The 25,075-nt window shown below is 37.1% G+C and carries 27 protein-coding genes; 5 read left to right on the forward strand and 22 right to left on the reverse strand.

The window, feature by feature from the left end; genetic code table 11:
* The 19 genes from BKK52_RS04635 to mtr form a co-directional block, all read right to left on the reverse strand.
* Nucleotides 1-681: cyclase family protein (locus BKK52_RS04635; protein ID WP_143531386.1), on the reverse strand; the 681-nt coding region annotated here is incomplete at its 3' end.
* Nucleotides 682-691: 10 nt separating this feature from the next.
* Nucleotides 692-1,984 (reverse strand): TRAP transporter large permease, encoded by a 1,293-nt coding sequence (locus BKK52_RS04640; protein ID WP_077421203.1) that lies wholly within the window; start codon nucleotides 1,982-1,984, stop codon nucleotides 692-694.
* Nucleotides 1,984-2,460: a TRAP transporter small permease gene (locus tag BKK52_RS04645; protein WP_077421204.1), complete on the reverse strand. Its 477-nt coding sequence runs from the start codon at nucleotides 2,458-2,460 to the stop codon at nucleotides 1,984-1,986. The genes BKK52_RS04640 and BKK52_RS04645 overlap by 1 nt, the downstream gene beginning before the upstream one ends.
* Nucleotides 2,461-2,494: 34 nt before the next feature.
* Nucleotides 2,495-3,472, reverse strand: coding sequence for a TRAP transporter substrate-binding protein (locus BKK52_RS04650; protein ID WP_077421205.1), 978 nt, complete (start codon nucleotides 3,470-3,472; stop codon nucleotides 2,495-2,497).
* A gap of 54 nt (nucleotides 3,473-3,526) precedes the next feature.
* Nucleotides 3,527-3,979: a ribose 5-phosphate isomerase B gene (rpiB, locus tag BKK52_RS04655; protein ID WP_077421206.1), complete on the reverse strand. Its 453-nt coding sequence runs from the start codon at nucleotides 3,977-3,979 to the stop codon at nucleotides 3,527-3,529.
* Between the two features lie 23 nt (nucleotides 3,980-4,002).
* Nucleotides 4,003-4,956, reverse strand: coding sequence for a sugar-binding transcriptional regulator (locus tag BKK52_RS04660; RefSeq protein WP_077421207.1), 954 nt, complete (start codon nucleotides 4,954-4,956; stop codon nucleotides 4,003-4,005).
* A 16-nt stretch (nucleotides 4,957-4,972) separates the two neighbouring features.
* A complete protein-coding gene (locus tag BKK52_RS04665; RefSeq protein ID WP_077478059.1) occupies nucleotides 4,973-5,809 on the reverse strand; it encodes a sugar phosphate isomerase/epimerase family protein in 837 nt (278 codons plus the stop codon).
* 27 nt (nucleotides 5,810-5,836) lie between these two features.
* Nucleotides 5,837-6,757 (reverse strand): amidohydrolase family protein, encoded by a 921-nt coding sequence (locus tag BKK52_RS04670; RefSeq protein ID WP_077421209.1) that lies wholly within the window; start codon nucleotides 6,755-6,757, stop codon nucleotides 5,837-5,839.
* 15 nt (nucleotides 6,758-6,772) lie between these two features.
* Complete coding sequence (locus BKK52_RS04675; RefSeq protein ID WP_077421210.1) at nucleotides 6,773-8,044, reverse strand: MFS transporter; 1,272 nt, start codon at nucleotides 8,042-8,044, stop codon at nucleotides 6,773-6,775.
* Between the two features lie 53 nt (nucleotides 8,045-8,097).
* Nucleotides 8,098-8,730 carry a dihydroxyacetone kinase subunit DhaL gene (gene dhaL / locus BKK52_RS04680; RefSeq protein ID WP_077421211.1) on the reverse strand — a complete coding sequence of 211 codons (633 nt, stop codon included), beginning with the start codon at nucleotides 8,728-8,730 and terminating at the stop codon, nucleotides 8,098-8,100.
* Between the two features lies 1 nt (nucleotide 8,731).
* On the reverse strand, nucleotides 8,732-9,736 hold the full coding sequence (locus BKK52_RS04685; RefSeq protein WP_077421212.1) for a dihydroxyacetone kinase subunit DhaK: 1,005 nt from the start codon (nucleotides 9,734-9,736) through the stop codon (nucleotides 8,732-8,734).
* Between the two features lie 11 nt (nucleotides 9,737-9,747).
* Nucleotides 9,748-10,761, reverse strand: coding sequence for a 4-hydroxythreonine-4-phosphate dehydrogenase PdxA (locus BKK52_RS04690; RefSeq protein ID WP_077421213.1), 1,014 nt, complete (start codon nucleotides 10,759-10,761; stop codon nucleotides 9,748-9,750).
* A gap of 335 nt (nucleotides 10,762-11,096) precedes the next feature.
* Nucleotides 11,097-12,377 carry a TRAP transporter large permease gene (locus BKK52_RS04695; RefSeq protein ID WP_077478060.1) on the reverse strand — a complete coding sequence of 427 codons (1,281 nt, stop codon included), beginning with the start codon at nucleotides 12,375-12,377 and terminating at the stop codon, nucleotides 11,097-11,099.
* On the reverse strand, nucleotides 12,374-12,934 hold the full coding sequence (locus tag BKK52_RS04700; protein ID WP_077421215.1) for a TRAP transporter small permease: 561 nt from the start codon (nucleotides 12,932-12,934) through the stop codon (nucleotides 12,374-12,376). Before BKK52_RS04700 ends, BKK52_RS04695 begins: the two co-directional genes overlap by 4 nt.
* A 32-nt stretch (nucleotides 12,935-12,966) precedes the next feature.
* Complete coding sequence (locus tag BKK52_RS04705; RefSeq protein WP_077421216.1) at nucleotides 12,967-13,959, reverse strand: TRAP transporter substrate-binding protein; 993 nt, start codon at nucleotides 13,957-13,959, stop codon at nucleotides 12,967-12,969.
* Nucleotides 13,960-14,809: 850 nt separating this feature from the next.
* Nucleotides 14,810-15,661 carry a translation elongation factor Ts gene (gene tsf, locus BKK52_RS04710; RefSeq protein ID WP_077421013.1) on the reverse strand — a complete coding sequence of 284 codons (852 nt, stop codon included), beginning with the start codon at nucleotides 15,659-15,661 and terminating at the stop codon, nucleotides 14,810-14,812.
* Nucleotides 15,662-15,796: 135 nt separating this feature from the next.
* Nucleotides 15,797-16,522 (reverse strand): 30S ribosomal protein S2, encoded by a 726-nt coding sequence (gene rpsB / locus BKK52_RS04715; protein WP_077421012.1) that lies wholly within the window; start codon nucleotides 16,520-16,522, stop codon nucleotides 15,797-15,799.
* A 181-nt stretch (nucleotides 16,523-16,703) separates the two neighbouring features.
* Complete coding sequence (locus BKK52_RS04720) at nucleotides 16,704-17,465, reverse strand: class I SAM-dependent methyltransferase (RefSeq protein WP_077478062.1); 762 nt, start codon at nucleotides 17,463-17,465, stop codon at nucleotides 16,704-16,706.
* Between the two features lie 76 nt (nucleotides 17,466-17,541).
* Nucleotides 17,542-18,798, reverse strand: coding sequence for a tryptophan permease (gene mtr / locus BKK52_RS04725; protein ID WP_077474261.1), 1,257 nt, complete (start codon nucleotides 18,796-18,798; stop codon nucleotides 17,542-17,544).
* Between the two features lie 141 nt (nucleotides 18,799-18,939).
* Between mtr and BKK52_RS04730 the strand changes: the two genes are divergently transcribed.
* Nucleotides 18,940-19,713: a M48 family metallopeptidase gene (locus BKK52_RS04730; RefSeq protein WP_077478064.1), complete on the forward strand. Its 774-nt coding sequence runs from the start codon at nucleotides 18,940-18,942 to the stop codon at nucleotides 19,711-19,713.
* An 81-nt stretch (nucleotides 19,714-19,794) separates the two neighbouring features.
* Here the strand turns inward: BKK52_RS04730 and psiE are convergent, their stop codons facing one another.
* The 3 genes from psiE to ispB all read right to left on the reverse strand — a co-directional run bounded on the left by psiE (nucleotide 19,795) and on the right by ispB (nucleotide 22,014).
* Entirely contained in the window at nucleotides 19,795-20,211 is a 417-nt protein-coding gene (gene psiE, locus BKK52_RS04735; protein WP_077421007.1) for a phosphate-starvation-inducible protein PsiE, read from the reverse strand.
* Between the two features lie 80 nt (nucleotides 20,212-20,291).
* Nucleotides 20,292-21,008 (reverse strand): epoxyqueuosine reductase QueH, encoded by a 717-nt coding sequence (locus tag BKK52_RS04740; RefSeq protein ID WP_077421006.1) that lies wholly within the window; start codon nucleotides 21,006-21,008, stop codon nucleotides 20,292-20,294.
* A gap of 16 nt (nucleotides 21,009-21,024) precedes the next feature.
* The gene (gene ispB / locus BKK52_RS04745; protein ID WP_077474259.1) at nucleotides 21,025-22,014 is read right to left on the reverse strand and encodes an octaprenyl diphosphate synthase; all 990 of its coding nucleotides are present in this window, start codon (nucleotides 22,012-22,014) and stop codon (nucleotides 21,025-21,027) included.
* Nucleotides 22,015-22,231: 217 nt separating this feature from the next.
* Here ispB and rplU point away from each other — a divergent pair, with 217 nt between their 5' ends.
* From rplU to cgtA, 4 genes are all read left to right on the forward strand, one after another.
* On the forward strand, nucleotides 22,232-22,543 hold the full coding sequence (gene rplU, locus BKK52_RS04750; RefSeq protein ID WP_077421004.1) for a 50S ribosomal protein L21: 312 nt from the start codon (nucleotides 22,232-22,234) through the stop codon (nucleotides 22,541-22,543).
* A gap of 19 nt (nucleotides 22,544-22,562) precedes the next feature.
* Nucleotides 22,563-22,820 carry a 50S ribosomal protein L27 gene (gene rpmA, locus BKK52_RS04755; protein ID WP_077414656.1) on the forward strand — a complete coding sequence of 86 codons (258 nt, stop codon included), beginning with the start codon at nucleotides 22,563-22,565 and terminating at the stop codon, nucleotides 22,818-22,820.
* Between the two features lie 78 nt (nucleotides 22,821-22,898).
* On the forward strand, nucleotides 22,899-23,822 hold the full coding sequence (locus BKK52_RS04760; RefSeq protein WP_077474258.1) for a DMT family transporter: 924 nt from the start codon (nucleotides 22,899-22,901) through the stop codon (nucleotides 23,820-23,822).
* Nucleotides 23,823-23,855: 33 nt separating this feature from the next.
* Complete coding sequence (cgtA, locus tag BKK52_RS04765; protein WP_077421002.1) at nucleotides 23,856-25,028, forward strand: Obg family GTPase CgtA; 1,173 nt, start codon at nucleotides 23,856-23,858, stop codon at nucleotides 25,026-25,028.
* Nucleotides 25,029-25,075: the final 47 nt, after the last annotated feature.

Consider the following 25,075-nt stretch of genomic DNA (forward strand, 5'->3'; position numbering starts at 1 on the left):
GTCAGCCCCTTTATTTTTAATCAATACTCGACAGGGTGCTCCATCTGTATTCTCTATTGCGATCGGGATCATTAATGCTTCAATTTCTGAGCTGGTAATGCTTTTAGTGTTACAGAGATATTCCACTAATGTCACACCTTTTATTAATAGATGATGATGTGTCACATGTTTGCTTAACGGTTTTTCCATTGTATTTGTTAACCAACCTCGAATAGGATAATCTTGTGGAAAATCAAAAGCGATAATTTCAATTTGTTGAGATGCCAAATAAGCAGCACCGTCATCTGTAATATAGGGGGCATTCCCCCAAAACTCTTGAGAGCTATAGCTATAATGAGTATCCCAGCATGTTTTAAAAATAAATTTTTTATATTTTTGCTGATTAGGCCAAATAGATTTAAGAACCTCTGCTGTAACTGCAAAGTTATCAGTGATTCTGTTTGATAAATCTAAAACATGAAAGTCACCAATAAATATTTCAGGCGCAATATCTAATATATTATAGGCACCTTTCTGTATATGGCTTAATGCATCCATATGTGTAAAAGCATGACAAGAAACTTGTAGCTGTGTTGCTTCAAATAAATCTCCATTATCAAAATTACCTTTTTTTTCGACCGCACTTTTCCAACGAATATGGTTAGTTGAAATTGGCATAGATAAATCAATCCATTTATTCATTATTTAGCTCCTATGCAAAAAATAGATTCGGCAAAAACGTACTAAATTCCGGAACAATAATTAACAAAATTAATAGAGCAAAGAGGGCTAACAAATATGGAAGACTGGCTTTCAGTACTTTCATAGGTTCGCATTCGGCTATATTTGCTGACAAAAATATTAGATAACCTACAGGTGGCGTAACCAAACCTATCATTAAATTTAAAATAATTACTAAACCAAAATGAATAGGATCAATGCCAAACTGACTAACAATCGGCATAAAAACGGGAACTAAAATTGTTAATGCTGCGGTAGGATCCATCACCATACCAATGAACAATACGATGATATTTATCAATATCAGCGCTTCGAGGGGGTGATCACAAATTGAAGAAATCCATGCTGCGACCTGGTGACTAATTTGTAAACGAGCAATTATCCAAGCAAAGATAGATGACGCCCCCACAATCAACATGACAGTAACCGTTCCTTTTAGAGACGAGATTAGAGCTTTTTTCAATCGCTCAATACTGAGTTCTTTATAAATAAAAGTTCCGACTAAATAAGCATATACTACTGATACAGCTCCTGCTTCAGTTGCTGTAAATACACCAGAAATAATGCCATAAAGAATAATAATAGGACAAAGCAATGCCCAAACTGCATCTTTTGCACTATCTTTAACTTCTTTAAGATTGAACTCTACAGATTTATTGCCATATTTATATATTTTACTCAGAATTAATGTCACTAAAATCAATATCAGTGCAATCATAATGCCCGGAATAATTCCTGACATAAACATTTTTCCGACCGAAACACCTGCTCCAGCCAAAGCTGCAAATACAATCATAGGAACACTTGGAGGGATAATAGGCCCAATAATTGAGGCGGATTGTGTCAGGGCGGCAGCAAATGGTGCGGGATATCCATTCTTTTTCATTTCGGGGATTAAAGAACTACCAATAGCAGCCGTCGATGCAACAGCAGACCCACTAATAGAACCAAAAAATAAACTAGAGAAGATATTGATATATGCTAATGACCCCTTCCAACGTCCAATTAATGAGGTAACAAAGCGGATAATTCTGGAAGTAATACCTCCTACGCTCATTAACTCTCCAGCTAAGAAAAAGAAAGCTAATGCTTGTAAAGCGTTCGTATCTAATCCTTGCATAACTTGCTGTGCAACAATAGTTACCGGCACATAAGGCAAGAACATAAATAAAGTGACAATAGATGCAAAAATAATGCTGTAGAATAGTGGTAATCCCAAAACAGTCAGAATAAACATGATACCAAGTAATACAATAAATGACATTATAACTCCCTCACTTTTCTCGTTTTAGCTAAAGATATAAATGCAATGACTACTCTTACCATTTCAAGAATTAGACAAAGGATAAATGGAACATATATCCATGAAATAGATATTTTAAAGGCTGAATAGTAGCTATTTATATTCATTTCATAGAGCTTAATCCCACCTTTTACTAATAAAAATAAGCAAATTAGCATAACAATATATAAAACCGATGATAACAGCCAGCCGTATTTGAATCGCTCAAATATCATTATTCTCAATAATGGAACCTGTATTTGAGCAGTTGTCAAAATTCCAAATAGAATCATACAGGTATAGCTAAAACGTAAAAACTCCTCTGCCCATGGGAAAGATATATTAACGATATACCTTGTAATAACTTGAATGAATGTCATAACAACAATAATAAGAAAAAAGAGACATCCTAATGATAAAAATGTCTTACTAATAAATTTTTCATAATTATCAACCATAAATCAGCCTCCTTTTCCTTTATGTAACATTAACTTATTTGAGATCAATAACTTTATTTAGAACATTGTTTCCAAATTTCTTAGCGTAATCATCCCAAGCTTTTTTTGCTCCTATTTGAAATGAAGATATATCTGGATTTTCCTCAATCTCCATACCTTGTTCTTTTAATTTTCCAAGATAAATTTTATTCTCTTCTATATTAAGTTTTTTCTCTAACTCAGCACCTTCTTTTGCAGCCTGTAAAAGAATATCCTGATCTTCTTTGTCCATATAATTAAAACGATCTAAATTCATAGCCATAGGCGCTGCTGTATAAGCATGATTTGTTAAAGATAAATATTTCTGCACTTCTTGCAAATTATTATTATAAATATGGTGAACAGGGTTTTCTTGTCCATCAATTACACCTGTTTTTAAAGAAAAATAAACTTCATTGAACGGCATAGGTGTTGGATTTACGCCCCATTCTTTAAATGCCGCAATATGAGCGGGGTTTGGTGTAGTCCGTAATTTCAAACCAGATAAATCAGCAACTGTTTTAATCTGTTTCTTGCTGTTAGTGATATCTCTAAATCCAATTTCATAAAACGCCAATCCTTTCAATCCCGATTTTTCTAATGATTTTAGAAGAATATCACCAACTTCACCGCTTAATACTTTTTCTACATGAACTTCATTTCTAAATAAAAATGGTAAATCCAATAAATTAAGCTCTTCATTAAAAGTTGTGTAATAAGGATTACCGACAACAACAATATCAATAGTTCCCATTCTAGTTCCATCGATTTGTGTGCCTGAAGGTCCTAGTTCACTGTTCGGATGTAGTTTGATAGTAATTCGACCATCAGAGAGTTCAGCCACTCGTTTAGCCATAAATTCAGTTGCCTTAGTCACTGTATCATTTGGTGAACCATAGTGACTGAGTGCTAAAGTATGTGTTCCAGCCGAAAGTACTGAACCTGAAACAACTGAAAATAAAATAGCTGTAGAAATAACATTTATTTTTTTCATAAGGACACCCCAAATATATAATTTTATTGCTAATCAATAACTTAAACTAAGAAATCAAATATTGTGATACTTAGCATCAATTATGTTAATTTTCTCAACTTTAGGTGTAGAACCACCTCCTGAAAATTCTGAATCAAGCCAAACTTTAAGTAATGATTTTGCAAGCTCAACCCCTATGACTCGCTCCCCGAAACAGATAATTTGTGCATCATTGCTTTTTCTTGCCCTCTCAGCTGAAAAAACATCATGACATACGGCAGCTCTTACTCCTGGAATCTTATTAGCTGTAATGGCCATTCCAATTCCTGTTCCACAAGTTAAAATAGCTCGCTCATATTTGCCTTCAGAAACTGCTAAAGCTACTTTTTCAGCAATATCTGGATATAACACTACTGAGCCTTCATCTGCACCAAAATCATCATATTCAATACCTAGATACTCTAGATATTTTATTAACTCAATCTTAAGACGATATGCAGCCTCATCACACCCTATTGCAATTTTCATTTTTGTCTCCTGTTTTTTTATAACTACTCTTTTGCTAAATTTAAGATTATGTTAATGTTACTAGCACTCGTTGCTATTACATCAATAATGCCTGTGCGCAAAGCACCAAGTATTGCCATTGCTTTCGTATTTTCAGAAGCAATACCAATAACACAAGGGATCGCTTTTAAATCTTCTAAGCTTAACCCAATTACTCTGTTATTCATTACAGTATCAACAGGTTCACCCTGAATATTAAAAAAGCCATATCCAGCAATATCACCGACAACTCCCAAATTTCTTTTAGCTTCAGTTACTTCTTTAGCAGTAAACCATCCTAGTCTAACCATGTAGCTATCTTCATTCATATCTCCAATACCCACTAAAGCAATATCTGCTTTACGAGCTCTATCTAGTGTTTCTTTAATAACTCCATTACTCATAAAAATATCTCTAAAATCTTTATTTTCTAAATATGCTGGAGCATATAAAGTTTCATTCATTCCATTAAATTTATTTGCTAGATTTCTACAAATATTATCCGCATCTACAGGATCTCCAATATGTTGAACTCCTCCAATACCACAAATAAATTTACATTTTTTCTCTGATGGTATTCCTACGTATTCTCCTATTGCAGCGACGTTCCGTCCTTGTCCGACGGCTACTGTCATACCATCTTTTAAAATATTTGAAAGATATGAACTCACTAAAGAGGCGACCTGTTTTCTTTGTTCTTTTTCATTATGTTCATCTATTGCAATTAAAGCGCGTTGAATACCAAATACTTCTATTAACCGTTGCTCTAACTGAGATGTAAAAACGGGATGATATTTAACATTTATTTCTACTACACCTTCTTGTCTTGCTTTTTTTAATAAACGACCTACTTTAATTCGAGAAATATTAAACTTTCTAGCAATATCTTCTTGAGTAAGTTCATGCTCATAATATGCAATAGCAATTTCTGTTAATAAATTACTTTCCTTCAAGTTCATAATTAACCTCTTTTAATTATAAAGATTCAATATATTTTTTTGATTTTATTAGAGTGTCTTCAATAAGACTTAAAGGAACTTCCTTATCATATTTTTTCGGCATAGAATCAAGCTCTCTATAAATTTTCAAGGGGATTTCTAAACTACTTGGTATACCTTTATCTTTTAATTTTAAAAGAATATCCTTATACTTTATCAATCCATCATCTCCTATAGATATAAATTCGAATTTATTATCCGAAATCTTAACATCCTTAATATGAAAATATCCTGAGTAATCTAATGCAGTAAAAGATTGAGATAATACATCTAAGTCTTTTTTATAAGTTACCATATTACCTGGATCAAAATTTATTGAATAAATATCATCTCCTAATTCATTAATTAGGTATAGTCCTTCCTCTATAGTAATAAATGCGTTGAAATTATAATCACCACCATTTTCTAAACAAAGAATACAACCTGTTTCTTCTAGTATGGGTCTTAATAATCTTAAATTATTAATCATTTTAAATTTATTTTCTAATTTGGTTGTACAAACATTTATATATTTAGCTCCAATTAAACTGGCAAAATAAATTCTAGGAATAAAAATGTCAACAAACCCATCAACAGAAAGATCCATAGTACATCCGAGAGCATTTGTATCTAATCCATATTTTACTTTAAGAGCATTGATAGTATTTGCATTATCAACACTAAATAAACCTTGGTGTAAATTTCCTATATACCCTTGGTTATATGCTAATTCAAAATATTTAAAGCCGCACTTTCTAATTGAACTAAAAGTCGTATCTAAATCATATCCATCATAGATAGATGTATTAACAGATAAATTTGTTAGATTAGCCATTTTTACTCCCACTCTTTTACAATATTACTAAATATCAATTTTGTAATACTTTTTAGCATTTGCAAAAAACATTTTATGTTGTTCATCATAACTATATTCTTTAACTGCCTCTTTAAACCCAGTAAAAATAGTTTCTAACTCTCCACATAAACTATCTACTGGAAAATTACTGGCAAACATAGCACGTTCTATGCCAAATATTTTAACTGTCTCTTGTATAATCCATCGGTTATCTTCAATATCCCACCGCTTTTCGGGTAAACCAATACCTGAAATTTTCACAACAACATTAGGAATATCTGATAATTGGCTCATTGCTTTATGCCAAGCAGCCAGCCCTTCTCGAGAGCGATCTGACGGTAACCCAGTATGATTTAAAATAATGAGCGTATTTGGAAAATCTAAAGCCAGTTGCTTCGCCTCATGTAAATTCCACCAAGGCGTTTGCAAATCAAAATTTAAATTAAATTTTTCTAATAACTCATAGCCACTACGCCATTTGCTATCGCTCATCAAGGTTCTTACACCTTTCTGAACTTCTTGTGGAGATAATGCTCCCGCCGGTTTATGACGAACACTTCTTACTAATGGGAATGCTGATTGCGCTCTCAGTACAGGTTCAACGTCATCTGCTTGTAGCCATGCCTGAGCAACAACCGCATTAGGCATTCCATATTTTTCTTCAATTGTATGAATATAAGCTGTTTCTCCCATAGGATCTTGAGGATCCCATTCTGCATCAACATAAACTGTTGCAATAACATTATGCTTAGGAGTTGCATCTTTTAAGTAATCAGGTGGTAAATACTCTTGTTTGATGGATGTATAATCACCATATCTAAATGGAATCAATACACCAGGAGCCAACCACGGATGCGGATTGATTTGCGGTTGCCAAAAGTGCTGATGTGCATCAATCATCGGACCATCATATAAGTTATATTCCATACATTTCCATCCTTATTACTTATTTTGTTTACTTAACTGAATACTTAACGTGCCCAAAATATATACTATGGAACACCCTGCAAAGAAGAATAGTACATTATCGTAGTTATCTGTTTTTTGTAGAATAAAACCAACTAAAATCGGTACAATAATTCCCCCTAAACTACCAGCCATATTCATAATACCGCCAACAAGACCCACTTTATTCTTTGGTGCAAGTAGAGCTGGAAAACTCCAATACAAACTGCCCCACATTAAGAAAAAAGCAGCAATAGAAAGTACTGCGATAGCAATGACTGGGTCATTCATATGTGGCAGGAGAGAAAATGCGACTAATGTACTGATTCCCGAAATAGTCAAGACACCTTTAATTGCGATACGCTGAGTAACGCCCCATTTGACTAATGAATCAGAGAAAAAACCTCCACACAATGAACCCAAAGAACCAAATAAGAAAATAATAAATGTCGCATTTCCCACACCTTTAATATCAAATCCTCTGACTTGTGCTAAATAACTTGGTCCCCAAGTGAGCAACCCAAAGAACATCATTGCCCAAGCAGCACGACCAAACAAAATAGCGATTAATGAAATTTTTGAAACGCCTATACTTTTAGAAACATCTTCTTTTATGACCGCACTTTCTGTATTACTTACTGTTTCAGCTTTGATAATTTTTAATTCTTCTTCATTCACATTTTTATGTTCTTGTGGTGTATCACGTAAATATCGCCAAGTGACAACGCCTAATAACATAGTAATAATCCCAATAATAGCGAATACTATGCGCCAAGATCCGATAGCGGCAATCATATAAGCAATAATAATGCCGCCAAGCGCTGCACCTAAAGGTCCTCCACAATCCATAATAACCGCACCACGCCCACGTTCTTTAGAAGATAACCATGTTGAATTTAATTTTCCCCCAGCCGGGAAAAGAGGAGCTTCTCCAGCCCCAAGCATAAAGCGCGACAATAAAAGCGACACCCCACCAGTTGAAAACGCCGCAAGAGTTTGAAATACCCCCCACAATACTGTAGAACCGGTAATCATCTTACGAGGTCCATACTTATCAATTAACCACCCTCCCGGTACTTGTAAAAGAGCATAGGCCCAGAAGAAACTACTTAAAATAATACCTTGCATTGTAGGAGACAACTCGAATTCTTTAGCAATAGTAGGCATTGCGATAGAGAGCGATATTCGGTCAATCAAGTTAACCATAACCAGTAAAAAGATAATACCAAATACAAACCAACGAACATTAGACGCTTTATTTTGTTTCATAGTACTCTCCTCATTAAAATAAGACTTAGGACATGCTAAGCCTTATTTCATGGTTATTTGTTATTTTTTATAAACTCTGACATATATTTAAGAATAAATGACATAGAAACAGCACCTGGATCCACATGCCCCAAAGAGCGCTCTCCTAGACTTTTTGCTCGACCAAAAACAGCTATTTGGTCTTTCGTACTTTCGGCTCCTTGCTCTGCCGCTATTGCGATTAGGTCTACAGCATCCACCAGACTTTCATTTTGTACAGCAATAGCTTTTGATGTTGCTGCTGCTAATGCATCCATCATTGTTTTATCGCCTGGTTTCGCTCCTCCTCGGTTAAATACTCCCTCTTTACCCGCAGATAAAAATTGGGTCAATATCTTAGTGTCAAAAGTTTCTGTACCCGCGATAGCTTTTCCACCAGCTCGGAACAATGTACCGAAAATAGCACCAGAAGCACCTCCCATACTAGACATCATTTTCGTACCAACGGTTACAAATAATTCGCCAATATCTTTAGGCTGAAAGGTCTCTGTCTTTAATAAATCTCTTACTGCAGCAAAACCACGTTGCATACCTAAACCATGATCGCCATCTCCTATTTTCAAATCCAGCTCAGTTAAAACAGGCTCACTTTCAACCATTTTTTCCGCGATATAAAGCAATAAGTTTTTAGTTTCTGATACATTCATACTATTTTCTCCACGCAAAACTGTCACAAGGCATATCATAAAGTTTTTGCAATTCATCATCTAAACGGAATACGGTAACTGAATATCCTGCCATTTCTTGTGAAGTGCAGTATCCACCGATTAACGTGTCATAAACCTGTATGTTACGAGCATTTAATTCCTGATGAACTTTCCGGTTTGCAATTAATAATTCGGTATATGTAGAGCTTCCTAAATTATTGATTGTTACGCATACCTTATCTCCTGCTTGCAAATTGATATCGGCACATAAATTTTCAATAATCTCTCCGTTTATTTCATCTGCCGATGTCATTTTCTGTCTTCTAACACCCGGTTCTCCATGAATGCCCATACCCAATTCAAGTTCATCATCAGCCAATTCAAAATTGAATTTCCCCGTCTGAGGAATCGAACAAGCACCTAAAGCGACTCCCATTGTCCGTGTGTTAAAATTAGCTTTTGCAGTAACCTCATACAATTCTTCTAAATCATATCCGGACTCAGCTGCTGCACCCGCAATTTTTAAAACATACATATCTCCAGCGACCCCTCGACGATCATTCATTTTTGATAATGGTGCGGCTGAGATATCATCAGTTACACGAACAGTTTTAACCTGAATACCTTCCTCTTCTAATAATTCTGCTGCAATATCAAAATTCATATTATCACCAGCATAATTACCATAAACAAAGAGCACTCCTTTGCCTTTTTGTGCGGCTTTAGTTGTTTCAATAATGATATCCGGAGATGGAGAAGCAAATATTTCACCCAATGCTGCAGCATCAGCTAAACCTTTTCCTACATAACCAGCAAACATTGGTTCGTGACCGCTTCCTCCACCAGTTACAACAATGACCCTATCAGATTGGATATCACTACAAATTACCCCACTGTATCCTTCGACTTTTGTTAATTTTCCGTTGCAGGCGTGCAATAAACCTTCTAACTGTTCAAGTGGAACATCACTTGGGTTATTCAGTAATTTTTTGGGTTTTCTACTCATAGCTTAGTCTCCTATTTTGAAGATAAAACGCCTGTTCCCATACGAACAGCAATATTAAAAGCAGCTTCAAATGCCGTTGGAATCGCCACATTTTTGCCATACAAATCAAATGCAGTACCATGATTAGCGGTAGTGATAGGAATAGGGATACCTCCTTGAACCGTAACACCTCGTTCGAAACCAAGTAATTTAAGAGCTGTCGAAAACTGATCATGATACATAGAAAGCACACCATCAATTTTTAGACGTTCAACTTCGCGCATTGTTGTATCTCCTGGAAATGGACCATAAACATCAATCCCATACTCACGAGCCTTCTCTATCCCTGGGGCAATAATAGTAATTTCTTCATCACCAAATACCCCACCTTCCCCTCCATGCGGATTTAAAGCTTGAACTGCTATTTTAGGATTTTGAACTCCAGCTTGAGATAAAGCTTTGTGTAGAAGACGGACTCCGTCGACGATTCCTTGAACAGATAAATTAGGCACAATATCTTTAAATGGAATGTGAGAAGTTACACGCCCAGCCCAAATATTATCAACAACGTTTAACTCACAAACAAATCCATGATAATTTGTTTGATCTGCGAACCAATGTAATTCATCTCTGTATTGCAAACCACCTTTATGCATTGCTTGTTTATTAAGTGGGGCAAAGCAAATAGATTGAATATACCCCGCTTGAGCAAAATCGACCGCCCGCTTGAGAGTTTCTAATATATACACCCCACTTTGAGCTGTTGCTTTACCATATTCAAAAGGCAATGGATGGGAGCCCTTATGTGTAATTAAAGCAGGTATTCCATCCTTAAAAGAATAATCTGGTAACTGTTCTTCTGTAATTTGCTCATATTTAAAGTTAATTTGAGCGATATCCATACCTCTGTGCAATTCATCAGGATCTGCAATCAGTAAAACATTTGCTTTTTGTCTTTGTTCATTTTGAACTAATAATTTAGCAACTAATTCTGGTCCAACACCAGCTGGATCTCCCAAAACCATTGCAACTGTAGGTTTCTGCATACTAATATCCTCGTGAAAATCAACTATTCTTAAGATTACACCGACTAAACAAAAGAACAATAAATTAACTTTTGTTCTAGAATTAGAACAAATTTTTCAAGAAAAAAAAGTGATATTCATCACAAAATAGAACTTTATGTAATTTAAATTATAAATTTGTGAGGTATATCACAGATCTAGTATGAAATTTCACGTTGAAGTGCTCCCCTAAAAACGTTGTAAAGATATATAACTATATATCAGCATTGGAGCTTAAGAAAAAAGAGAAAGGGAGAGATAGAAAAACTTATAAAGTTTAATTCCTCCAAATTCAGGAGGAATTAATTATCTACAAATTAATACACAAAATTAACCATTCCTATAGTCAATGAAGGAATATAAGTAACAGCAAGCAGTGTTATAAGTAAGACTAAAATAAACCATAAATTATCCTTAGTAACACTCCAAATATCTTTTTTAGCGATTGAAGAAGCTGTAATCAATACGCTCGCTACAGGTGGTGTCTGCTGTCCTACGGCAATATTAAGCGTCAAAATTATACCGAAATGTATAGGGTCGATCCCTAATTGAATAATCAGTGGCATCACAATAGGAACAACCAAAATGATTGCTGCCGCACCATGTAAAAACATACCAATAATAAACAGCATCAGATTGAGCATCATTAGTACAATATATTTATTATCCGATACACCCAAAATAGCTGATGCCATATGTTGCGGAACTTCTTGTTCAGTTAAAAACAATCCTAAAACAGCTGAAGTTGCAACTAAAAGCATTACTACTGAAGTTCCATTTACACTTTCAACCAACGCTTTAAATAAAGATGAAATACTCAATTCTTTATAGATAAAAAAACCTATAAGAAATGCCAACAATACTGCCAAACCAGCTGCTTCAGTTGCCGTAGTAAAGCCAGAGATAATGCCACCTAAAATGATAGCAGGTAATGTCAATGCCCAAAATGCTTCTTTGAAGGAAGAGCATAATTTACGTAAACTAAAAGATTCTTCTCTAGGTAAATTATATTTAACTGCATAATAATAACAAACCACAAACATACCTAAAGAGGCTATTCCTCCAGCAGCTAATCCAGCAATAAATAACTTAGATATAGATACATCAGCCATAGCACCATAAATAATCATTGGTAATGATGGGGGAATAATAACGGCCAATGAAGCAGAAGAGGATGTGACTGCTGCTGAAAAACTACCACTATATCCACGTTTTTTCATTGCCGGAATCAGAATTGATCCTAAAGCCGCTACATCTGCTACTGATGAACCGGATATTTCAGCAAAAATCATTGATACACCAACATTTACCATTGCCAGCCCACCCCGAACAAATCCAATAAGAGCATTTACAAAGTTAATTAAACGAACTGAAATTCCTCCTGTGTTCATTAATGAACCAGCTAAAATAAAAAGAGGAATTGCTAATAACGAAAAATTAGATGCGCCATCAAACACAGATAACGCCACATTATATACAGCACCAAAATTGTTCGTAATTAACATTCCTACCAACGATACTACACCAATAGCAACTGCAATAGGTACATTAATCATTACTAACAGAATCAAACTAAGCAGTACGATAAGTGCTATCATGATAATTTCTCCTTAGCCATTTTAATATCAACACTATTGTTAACGTTACGTAAAGCTTGCTCTATTTCTTCATCATCTTGAGTTTTATTTTCTAAAATAGATTTAAATGCTTTTGGCATTGAAATAATCTCTGCAATAATAAATAAAACACATCCAATTGGTAATGCAGATTGTGCCATTGCTTGAGTAATAAAACTTAAACTAGTCAAGGTTTCATCGCCAAATATAGATAATACATAAAACCCAGCCCAAGCTAGAGTGATAAAGAAACTGATTACAATAATTTCATTTAAGAAAAAAATATATTTCTTAATATTGTACGGCATTGAAACAATAAGATTACCAAATCCCATATGATTACGATTTAAGGCACATAAAGCAGCACCATAAAAGGTTAACCACGCAAGCAAAATTGATGATACTTCATCATACCAATATAACGATATTCCAATAAAACGAGAAAATATTGATGTTATAATAATGATAGTTAATACAGCTAATATTGTAGATGATATTATTGTTAATATCTTTCTTACTAGATTAAATAATCTTTCCATATAAATCCCTCCTGAAAAAATCTATTCTATCTCTATGGTTTAATCACTTCTTGTGTCTTATCTAATAATACTTTTCCATTGGGAACTGATGATATAAACTCCTGATAAATAGGCTTACTTGCCTCAATAAAGGATGCCGTATCAACCTCATTTAACAGCATTCCACTAGCAATTAATTTTTTAATCAATTCTGTATCTGATTTCTCAGCTTCTTTGTATGCCCAACTTTGAGTTTCTTTTGAAGATAATTCAATAATATTTTTTACCTCCTGAGGCAATTTTTTATATGAATTAACTCCTACGGTTAAGTATGAGGGAGAATATACATGATTAGTAATACTTAAATATTTTTGAACTTCTTGTAATTTAGCAGCATAAATATTGGTTAGTGGATTCTCTTGCCCATCAATGACACCGGTTCTTAAACCAATAAATACATCACCAAATGGCAATGGTGTCGGATTAGCTCCCCATTCTTTAAACATTTTTAAACGCCACGAACTATTTGGAGTACGAATTTTTAATCCTTTTAAATCTTCTGGTTTAGTTATAGGTCTAACATTATTTGTTATATTCCTAAAACCGTTTTCCCATAGACCAATTACCTTATACCCTTTTTTTTCTGCTTCAGGTGCAATATATGGATAAAAAACTTGTTCCTCTATTTCAATTAATTGCCGACGATTAGTAATTAAAAACGGTAATTCAAATATAGCCATTTGTGGAATATTGGTTGCAAGTGTAGAAGATAACAATGCAATATCAATTGTGCCTAATTTTAATTTTTGTTGTGTATCTTTATCAGATCCTAATTGCCCAGAACCAAAAAATTTCAATTGATAATCTAACTTAGCCGCAGATAATTTTTCATTGGTTATATCGACAAAATGTTTAGTTGTATTATATTGTAGAGATCCTACACTTGCAGAAGTTGATACAATTAAGTCTTTAGCTTGTAAGGAAAAACTTATAATAAATAGAATGATAGTAGTAATACTGAGTTTTTTGCATAAATGAAATTTCATATTAAGAGTCTCCTTTTATGAACATTATTAAATAGAAATAACATATGAAAAGCTTAATTAATAGCAATAAAATAACTATAGTCACTACTTTTTCAAGATATAATTTATTAGTATGTGATATTTATCACAATAATTTAAAGGAAATTATTGGTTTTGTGATATACATCACAAATTTTCTTAATGATTCATAATATACATATGTATAAGCTCACCAAAAATAGAATTACATATGTTCACATCAATAACATTATGTTCCTTAGGAAAATCAATTTTAACTTTCCGAAATTAAAGAAAACTAATTAATATCTCTAAAAAGTTTCATAAAATTCAATTAACTATATTCAAATAAAATTTTTGTTATCTGAATAATTTTATCTTACTGAATACAAATGTAATTTACTTCCAAGTACTGTTGAGTTTTCTTTAATTTTTTGAGAAATAAGACATAATAATTAAGCAATTGCAATCAGATAATTTTACTATCTCTCTATATATAAAAACCAATATTTATTATCACTGGTTTTATTCTTTCTATATAAAAATAAAATTGGCTTAATGAGTGAGAAAATATGAAAAGTATTATTTTAATATCTATCAAATAAATTGATTTTTGTTTAAAGAGTTTGCATGATAAAGTATCAATATTATAGAAATAATTTGAGTATAGGATAGTAGGAAACTTTTTTAGATAAGTAAACTTAATAAGTTTTTTGAAATATTTGAGGAGATTCAGAGATAGTAGGTGCAATAGAAAAGGACTAAGTCATAGAATAAGGCTTAGTCCTTAAGTTAAATCAATACATTTTCAAGGTCAAATCAATATCTGATTTATATTTCAAAAGAGGGGAAATTAAGCATTACCACCTGTGATTTTCGCTACTTCTGCGGCGAAATCTTCTTCGACTTTCTCAATCCCTTCACCGACCTCTAAACGGATGAAGTTAGTCACTTTCGTATTCACTGATTTTAAGTAGTCGCCTACCGATTGAGAAGGATCCATAACGAACGCTTGACCGGTTAAAGATACTTCGCCGGTGAATTTCTTCATACGGCCTTCAACCATTTTCTCTGCGATTTCTTTCGGTTTGCCTGAGTTGATAGCAATGTCGATTTGAATTTGACGCTCACGTTCCACCACTTCAGCAGAAACATCTTCCGGATTAACGAATTCAGGTTTAGATGCAGCAACGTGCATAGCCACTTTTTTCAGTTCTTCAACAGAACCTTCACCTGCCACTAATACCCCAATTTTCGCACCGTGTAAGTATTGAGCGATCACATTGCCTTCAAGGTAAGCAACACGACGAATTGTCATATTTTCACCAATTTTTGCCACTAATGCAGCACGTTTTTCTTCAAATTGTGCTTGTAATTGCTCGATAGTGGTGCCTTTGTTTGCCGCAGCGTAATCTGCGACTTCATTGGCTAAATCTAAGAAACCGGCATCTTTTGCCACGAAATCGGTTTCACAGTTCATTTCAATTAACACACCGAAACCTGCTTCAACACGAGCGATGATCACACCTTCTGCCGCTACACGACCTGCTTTTTTCGCCGCTTTTGCTTGACCGGATTTACGCATGTTATCAATAGCTAACTCAATATCGCCGTTAGCTTCAACCAATGCTTTTTTACATTCCATCATACCTGCGCCGGTACGTTCACGAAGTTCTTTAACAAGTGCTGCTGTAATTTCAGCCATTTTTCCAATCCTCTGTCTGAAAGTGCGGTGATTTTTGCCACACTTTTTAGATAAAAATACAGGGGCAATTTCTCGCCCCTGTGCCAATTAATCGTTTTGATTAATAAGGGCTATGCCTTATTTTGATAACTTGAATTATTCTGCATCCGCTGCGGCTAATTCTTCCGCAACAGCCGCTTCGTTACCACGACCTTCTTTTACTGCCGCTGCTGCCGCAGTTAAGTAAAGTTGGATCGCACGGGTCGCATCATCGTTACCCGGGATAACAAAATCAACACCCGCCGGTGTAGAGTTGGTATCAACAATTGCAAATACCGGAATACCAAGATTATTGGCTTCTTTCACTGCGATATGTTCATGATCGGCACCGATTACAAATAATGCATCCGGTAAACCACCCATATCTTTGATACCGCCAAGGCTTAATTCAAGTTTTTCCATCTCACGGCTACGCATTAATGCTTCTTTTTTGGTTAATTTGTCAAAAGTACCGTCTTGAGATTGTGCTTCTAAATCTTTTAAACGTTTAATTGATTGACGCACTGTTTTCCAGTTAGTCAACATACCACCTAACCAACGGTGGTTTACATAATATTGTTGACAGTCTAATGCTGCAGCTTGCACTGCTTCTGATGCCGCACGTTTTGTACCTACGAATAAAATTTTACCGTTATTGCTCGCAATACGCGTTAATTCAGCTAATGCATCGTTAAATAAAGGTAAGGTTTTTTCAAGGTTGATAATGTGAACACCGTTACGCGCACCAAAAATGAAAGGTTTCATTTGTGGGTTCCAGTAACGGGTTTGGTGTCCGAAGTGTACGCCTGCGTTGATCATTTCACGCATTGAAACTTGTGCCATAATATTTTCCTTTTATTGGGGTTGAGCCTCCACATATCAGCTCATCGACCGTTTGGCACCCCGATGAAGCCTTAATGATATGTGTGTGTTATTTAAGTTAAAAATTCACTCTTTTTTACGGAAAAAAGAGCGGTGCGATTTATACCATAAAGTGCGGTTAAATTCTAGTTTATTTTTGGGTTTACCGCATTTTCTTTGCTCGTATGAAAAGCAACACCGGACGATGCTGCAAATCTTTAAATTCAGCGTGCCATTGAGGGTGCTCCGCCAACATGGGTTCGGCCATCTGTTCAATTTGAAAACCTGTGGAAATAATATGATTAATAATGGTGGCAGTGGTGCGGTGATAGGTTTTAAAAGGCTGTTTAAACCAATTTCTTTCCCGTTCACCCTCATCACGATAATGGTTCAAGCGGTATGCCACCTGTTGTTTGTTTTCATCTTTTTCCCAACGCTCCCCCATTTTATGGCAAGTGGTGATAGGGTGTTCTTGAGAAAACACCAATGTTCCCTTTGGTTTTAATTTTTTGAAAATCGCTGTCAACAACGCAGAGAAATCCTGCACATAATGAAAAGCAAAAGAGCTGGTGATAACATCAAAATTTTCCTCAGGCAAATCTGCAAGGTTTTCCATTGCAAGTTGATATAAAGAAAAACGCCCGTGAAATTGACCGCACTTTTCCAAATCTGTTTGTGCTTGTTTTAACATATTGGCGGATAAATCCATTCCCACGACTGCTCTTGCGCCCCGCTCTAAGTAAAGTGCTAAATGCCCACCGCTACCACAGCCAAGATCCAATAACGTTTTGCCTTGAAGATCGGGCAAAAGAGAAAGCATTGTCGGTTTTTCTACGATTTCATTCAAACTCATCGGGTTTTCACGAAGCTTTTGATAACGTTCAAAGAAGTTTTCCCTATCATAAACGCTGGTGTTGTTCTTCATGGATAATTCCTGTTGGTGAAAGCCAAAATGTAAAAGGGCGTATAATCCTACGCCCTTAGAATACAATGGGATAGGATTATCCCATAAAACTTGCAAACCAGCCTAAATTAGCCCCCACTTGCGCCACAATATTAAGCACACCAAAGAGGATAATAAAACCAATCATCGCATTGCCACCATAAACCCGATAAGTAGCGTTCGGGAATTTTTGGCGGCTTGCCTTTGCAAGTAATGCCGGCACAATAGCGGCCCAAATGGTTGCTGCTAACCCCGCATAACCAATAGCAATCACAAAACCATAAGGGAACTGAAGGCTTAATAATAAAGGAGGTAAAAAGGTGACCAAGGTGGTTTTTGTTCTTCCCATTAGGCTGTCGTCAAATTTCAACAAATCCGCGATATAGTCGAACAATCCCAATGTAACTCCGAGGAAAGAACTGGCAATTGCCATATAAGCAAAGAAATTCAACATTACTGCAATATAATCCGTTTCAATATAGCGGCGTAATGCTTCAAGTAATGCGGAAACATCACCGCCTTTTTCAATCACCGGTGCAAATTCTGCACGAGGTAAATTGCCTTGAATCGCAAGCTGCCAGAGAATATAGATAATGAGTGCCAAACCGGTACCGGTGAAAATGGCTTTCATCACCCGATTGCCATCACGTTGATAATATTTCACAAGGCTTGGTACATTGCCGTGGAAACCGAAGGAAACCAAACACACCGGCAGTGCGGTCAATAAATAAGGTAGATATTGCTGCTCGCCTTGTGCCACCGTATTAAATAAAACCTCTGTTTTTACTGAACCGAGCAAGCCTGCGGTAGAAAGAAAAAAGGCGATAACCATCCCACCAATTAATATTGTGGTAAAACGATCGACCGCTTTGGTTGAAAGCCAGACAAACGCCGCTAAAACCAAGCAAAAAATCAGTGAGCCGGAAGTCCGCCCAATATCAACCGCACTTTCGCTACTACTCAACAGCTGATTGAATAAATTTTGTGTAATACCACCCCCTGAGGTGATATAGGCATAGGTTAAAATATAAAGCACAAAGGCAACAGATAACCCATTAACCACATTCCACCCTTTACCAAGCAGATCTTTGACAATGGTGTCGAAACTTGCCCCTGTGGGATAATGCAAATTGGCTTCTAAAATCATTAAACCGGAAGTGGTCATACAAAACCAAGTATAAATCAGCGCAAGAAGTGAGCCGATAAACCACACGCCTGCGGTTGAAGTGGGGTTAGCCAACATACCTGCACCAATGGCCGTGCCGGCAATAATCATGGCACCGCCTAATAAAGAAGGGGATTTTTGTTGTGTCATAATTTATTCTCTAATAGCAAAAATTTGCACTATTATAATAGTGCAAATCAAAAACTCAATGGTTTTTTATTAGACAAGGTGATCGGACTTTTCTTATAATTTTGCCATCTCTAAAGTTGATACCCATAAGAGGAATTAAAAATGAAAAAATACATCAAATCCTTTGCCTTTGCTTCTGTCGCCGCATTAGTGCTTAATGCCTGTGCAGATTCCGCTTCCATTAATCAACAAGCGGCCTCAAGCTATGCCCAAGAAATGGGTAAAATTCGCACTCAAGGAGCGGTAGATACCACCTCTCAAACGGCAAAACGTATTCATCGAATTTTCAACAAAATGGTGCCTTATGCCAATAAAGAAAACCAAACCGGTCAACCTTTTAACTGGCAGATTACCGTCATTAAATCGAAAGAGTTAAACGCCTGGGCTATGCCGGGCGGGAAAATGGCCTTTTATACGGGGTTAGTAGATACCTTAAAGCTCAACGATGATGAAATTGCCACCGTCATGGGGCACGAAATGGCACACGCCCTAAAAGAGCATGGTAAAGCGAAAGCGAATTTCGGTATGGCTACCGGCATTGCGGCACAATTGGGTCATATTGCCCTTTCTACTGTGGTCGGGTCTGATTTAAGTGGAGTCGCAATTGGCTTAACCAAAGATTTTGCATTAGATAAACCTTATTCCCGTAGTGCAGAAACCGAAGCCGATGAAGTGGGCCTATTGCTGATGGCAAAATCAGGCTTTAATCCACAAGCTGCCCCTGGTTTATGGGATAAAATGAAAAAGGCCTCCGGTGGTTCCAAGGGGGCATTAGAGGCTCTAGCCTCTACCCACCCGACAGATGAAGATCGCCAAGAAAATTTACAACGTTTACTTCCGGAAGCGATGAAACTCTACGAAGCCTCAAAAAAATAAAACTTTTGTAAAATTGGCCGCACTTTGTTCCTTCAAAAGTTAGACACACAAGCACACTAGTCCGACTTTTGAGGGGACATTTTAAATATTTCTCAATTTATTGGAATAAAGCATTAAACAAAGAGCAATGACCATAATCAAAATGGCACCGGCAAATAAAATGGTATCGACCGCATTTTCATGTTTCACAATAATTAAACGCAACATTGCTGTGATACCGGCGTAAATGAAGTAGCGTAGCGGAAAGTGATAACCGCTTTTAAAATATTGCACAATTAAACCGATAAACCCAAAATACAAGAAAAACATGACCGCTTGTTCTGCCAACGCATAAGGAACCGTTGTGGAAGGAGTTAGCACCATTAAGGCAAGAGAATAGGTAATCTTAGCCAACGCAATAATCAATACGATCGCAAGTGCAATAAGTGATGTGCTTAACACATATTTGAGTATGCCGGTAATGAGTAGCGGAAATCTTTCGACTTGATTTTGTTCCATTTTTCTTCCTTTTATTTTGTATGAATGTAAATGATAACCGCACTTTTTTATGGAAAAGTGCGGTCATTTTTTCTGGCATTTTAATCTGGGGAATAATAGAGCTTTCCGATTTCAATTTTCTGACGCCCCGTTTCTTCACGCCATTTATTACTGTCTCTTAATGAATAAACACAGCCACAATATTCTTGTTGGTAAAAGCGTTCACGTTTGCTTATCTCAATCATACGTTGTGAGCCGCCTTCTTTACGCCAGTTGTAATCCCAATAAATGACATCATCGTATTTTTCTGCCGCCCGATGACCACAGCCGTTAATTTGATTCATATCCTTCCAGCGGGAAATACCAAGACAGCTGGTGAATACCGGGAAACCGTGTTGATGGGCATATTCTGCCGCTTTTTCAAAGCGCATATCAAAACACATGGTACAGCGAATACCTCGCTCCGGTTCCCATTCCATTCCTTTGGCTCGGTCAAACCAATTTTGTCGGTCGTAATCAGCATCAATAAAAGGAATGCCAAATTTTTTAGCAAAACGAATATTTTCTTCTTTACGGATCAAATATTCTTTTAATGGGTGAATATTGGGATTATAGAAATAAATCGTAAATTCAATCCCGGAGGCTAAAATGGCCTCCATCACCTCACCGGAACAAGGGGCGCAACAGGAATGAAGCAGGAGTTTGTTATGCCCATTGGGAAGCTCAAGTTTTTCACGGATAAAAGGGGCATTTGGATCTTTTTTCGCTTTTTTAGTGCGGTTTTTAGGTTGGAAACCTGTCATATTTTCGTTATTCATAAAGTCATTGGGGAGATTAATAAGTTCGATCAACAGATAAATATGCCAAGGAAATCAGCGCTTGTTTATACTCGCTTTCAGGCAAAATAGAAACCGCATCAACGGCTTTTTGCGCTTCTTGTTTTGCCCGTTCCATTGCATAGTCCAACGATTTATGTTGCGCCATAATCGCTAGCACCTCATCAATAATTTCACGTTTGCCACCTTGTTCAATGGCATCTCGAATGAGGGCGGCCTGTTGTGCATTAGCATGATGCATCGCATGTAATAACGGCAAGGTTGGTTTGCCTTCGGCTAAATCATCGCCCACATTCTTACCGAGATCTTGGGCATTAGCACTGTAATCTAATACATCATCCACCAGCTGAAATGCCGTTCCAAGATAACGCCCATAATCTTGCAACGCTTTTTCTTGGGCTTCCGTGGCGCCGGCGACAATGGCAGCGGCTTGTCCTGCCACTTCAAATAAACGGGCGGTTTTGCTATAAATCACCCGCATATAATTCGCTTCGGTGGTTTGCGGATCGTTGACATTCATTAATTGTTGCACTTCCCCTTCTGCCAATACATTTGTGGCATCTGCCATAATGCGAAGGATTTTCAAGGATTCGAGTTGTGCAACAAGTTGGAAGGCGCGGGTATAAATGAAATCTCCCACTAATACACTTGCGGCATTACCAAATTCGGCATTCGCTGTGGCACGCCCTCGGCGCATATCGGATTCATCGACCACATCGTCATGTAGCAAGGATGCGGTGTGGATAAATTCGACAAAAGTGGCACAAGTTATGGCTTGCAATCCTTCAAACCCTAAAGAACGTGCAGCAAGCACAGCGATCAACGGTCGGATCCTTTTTCCACCACCTTGAACGATATAAAAACCAAGTTGACTAATTAATGCCACATCAGAATTGAGTTGGGCAAGAATATTCTGATTGACTTTTTGCATATCCGGATCGGCTAATTGCTGAATGGTATGCATCGTCATGAGGTCTTGTTTTTCCATTGTTTATCGTTAATTATCAAATAAAGAATGCGGTGCATTTTACCTGAATTTTTGTACTTTCTAAAATTAATCAATCAGAAAAGGGAATTTTTTTATTTTATTGTAAATAAATTCTTGCCAGGAGATTGTTTTTTCCGTAGAATTTGCGACCTATTTTATATGAATTTTGAAGTGCATACTGCCTAAGGGCAGCGAAGCACAGTTAAGCGGAGTATTTATGTACGCAGTTTTTCAAAGTGGCGGTAAACAACACCGTGTAAGCGAAGGTCAAGTGGTTCGTTTAGAGAAACTTGAGCTTGCAACCGGCGAAAAAGTTGAGTTCGATTCGGTGTTGATGGTCGTTAACGGTGAAGATGTTAAAATCGGCGCACCGGTTGTAGCCGGCGCAAAAGTAATTGCTGAAGTTGTGGCACAGGGTCGTGGCGAGAAAGTTAAAATCGTTAAATTCCGTCGTCGCAAACACAGTCGTAAACAACAAGGTCATCGCCAGTGGTTCACTGAAGTGAAAATCACTGGGATTCAAGCATAATTCAGAGGAGAGCAAGTAGATGGCAACTAAAAAAGCTGGTGGTTCAACTCGTAATGGTCGCGATTCTGAAGCTAAACGCCTTGGGGTTAAACGTTTCGGTGGTGAGTCTGTTTTAGCGGGTAGCATTATTGTTCGTCAACGTGGTACAAAATTCCATGCCGGTACGAACGTAGGTATGGGTAGAGATCATACTTTATTCGCTACCGCTGATGGTAAAGTTAAATTTGAAGTAAAAGGCGAAAAAAGCCGTAAATACGTAAGTATTGTTACTGAGTAATTTAAAACATTAATCGAATTGAACGCCCCGCAGTTTTGTGGGGCGTTTTGTCTTTTTTAACCTTTGTAAGTGAGAAATATGAAACAACAACCTTTATTCGGTTTCATGTTTGCACTCATTGCCGCAATGGCTTGGGGATCGTTACCTATCGCCTTAAAGCAAGTGCTATCAATCATGAATGCTCAAACTATCGTGTGGTATCGTTTTGTGGTTGCTACTCTTGCTTTATTGTTTTTACTGGCTTACAAAAAGACACTCCCCGAAGCAAGAAAAGTCGGGCGTTATGGCTGGTTGGCAATCATCGGTGTATTTGGGCTTGCCGGTAATTTTTTGCTATTTAGTTCCTCCTTAAACTATATCGAACCCTCAATTGCCCAAATTTTTATTCACCTTTCCTCTTTTGGTATGTTGATTTGCGGTGTGCTTATCTTCAAAGAAACCTTAGGGGGGCATCAAAAAGTGGGCATCTTGCTTTTATTGATAGGTCTTGGGTTATTTTTTAACGACCGTTTTGAAACTTTCGTTGGGATAAATCAATATTCAACCGGCGTCATACTCAGTGTAAGTGCCGCATTAGTATGGGTTGCCTATGGCATGGTGCAAAAATTAATGTTGCGTAAATTTAGCTCGCAACAAATTCTCGTTATGATGTATTTCGGCTGTGCAATGGTGTTCACCCCAATGGCGGATTTTTCCCAAGTGAGCGCACTCACGCCTTTTGCATTAGCTTGTTTTATTTACTGTTGTTTGAATACCTTGATTGGTTATGGGGCTTATGCCGAGGCATTAAACCGCTGGGATGTGTCAAAAGTAAGTGTTGTCGTGACCTTGGTTCCTCTTTTTACTATTTTCTTCTCACATATTGCACATATTATCAGCCCCGAGCATTTCAATGCGCCGGAATTAAATAGCATTAGCTATATCGGGGCGTTTATTGTAGTATGCGGAGCAATTTTATCGGCTATTGGGCATAAATTATTACCGTCGCACAAAGTGAAATAATCAAAAAGTGCGGTTAAATTTGGGAGAGTTTTAATGAAATTTATTGATGAATCGTTGATTCGGGTGGAAGCAGGAGATGGGGGAAACGGTTGTGTGAGTTTCCGTCGGGAAAAGTTTATCCCTAAAGGTGGGCCGGATGGCGGTGATGGTGGTGATGGTGGTGATGTTTACCTCATCGCTGACGAGAACCTCAATACCCTCATCGATTATCGCTTTAACAAGCGTTTTGCCGCAGAACGAGGGGAAAATGGACGAAGTTCCGATTGTACCGGCCGCCGTGGTAAAGATATTATTTTACCGGTGCCTGTCGGAACGAGAGCCATTGACAATGACACCAAAGAAACCTTGGGGGATTTAACCCGACACGGGCAGAAAATGCTGGTGGCAAAGGGCGGATACCATGGGCTTGGTAACACCCGTTTTAAATCCTCTGTTAATCGTGCGCCACGTCAAAAAACCATGGGAACGCCGGGAGAAAAGCGGGATTTATTGTTGGAGTTAATGCTGCTTGCCGATGTTGGTATGTTGGGATTACCAAATGCTGGTAAGTCCACTTTTATTCGTGCGGTATCGGCGGCGAAACCCAAAGTCGCAGATTACCCGTTCACCACCTTAGTGCCAAGCCTTGGCGTGGTGAAAATGGATGAAGCGAAAAGCTTTGTGGTTGCCGATATCCCCGGTTTGATTGAAGGGGCGGCAGAAGGGGCCGGTTTAGGGATCCGTTTTTTAAAACATTTGGAACGTTGCCGTGTGTTAATTCATCTTGTGGATATCAACCCGATTGATGGCTCAGACCCAGCAGATAATGTGGCGATCATTGAATCGGAGTTGTTCCAATATAGCGAAAAATTAGCGGAAAAACCCCGTTGGTTAGTCTTTAATAAAATTGATACGATGACCGATGAAGAATTACAAGCTCGTGCAAAAGATATTACGGAACGTTTAGGCTGGGATGAGGATTATTATTTAATTTCTGCGGCAACAGGTCAGAATGTTCCTTCACTTTGCCGTGATATTATGGATTTTATTGAGGCTCACCCTCGTGATACGGAAGAGACAGAGGTTGCGCCGGAAGCGGTGAAATTCAAATGGGAAGATTATCACCAAGAACAATTGGCAGAACATCAATTTGATGATGAGGACGATTGGGACGATGATTGGACAGAAGAAGATGACAAAGGGATTGAGTTTATCTATAAACCCTAATTCTTCCTAAAAAAGTGCGGTCGATTTTAACAATGAAATCGACCGCA

The organism is Rodentibacter trehalosifermentans (assembly GCF_002000545.1).
GTDB classification, from domain to species: domain Bacteria; phylum Pseudomonadota; class Gammaproteobacteria; order Enterobacterales; family Pasteurellaceae; genus Rodentibacter; species Rodentibacter trehalosifermentans.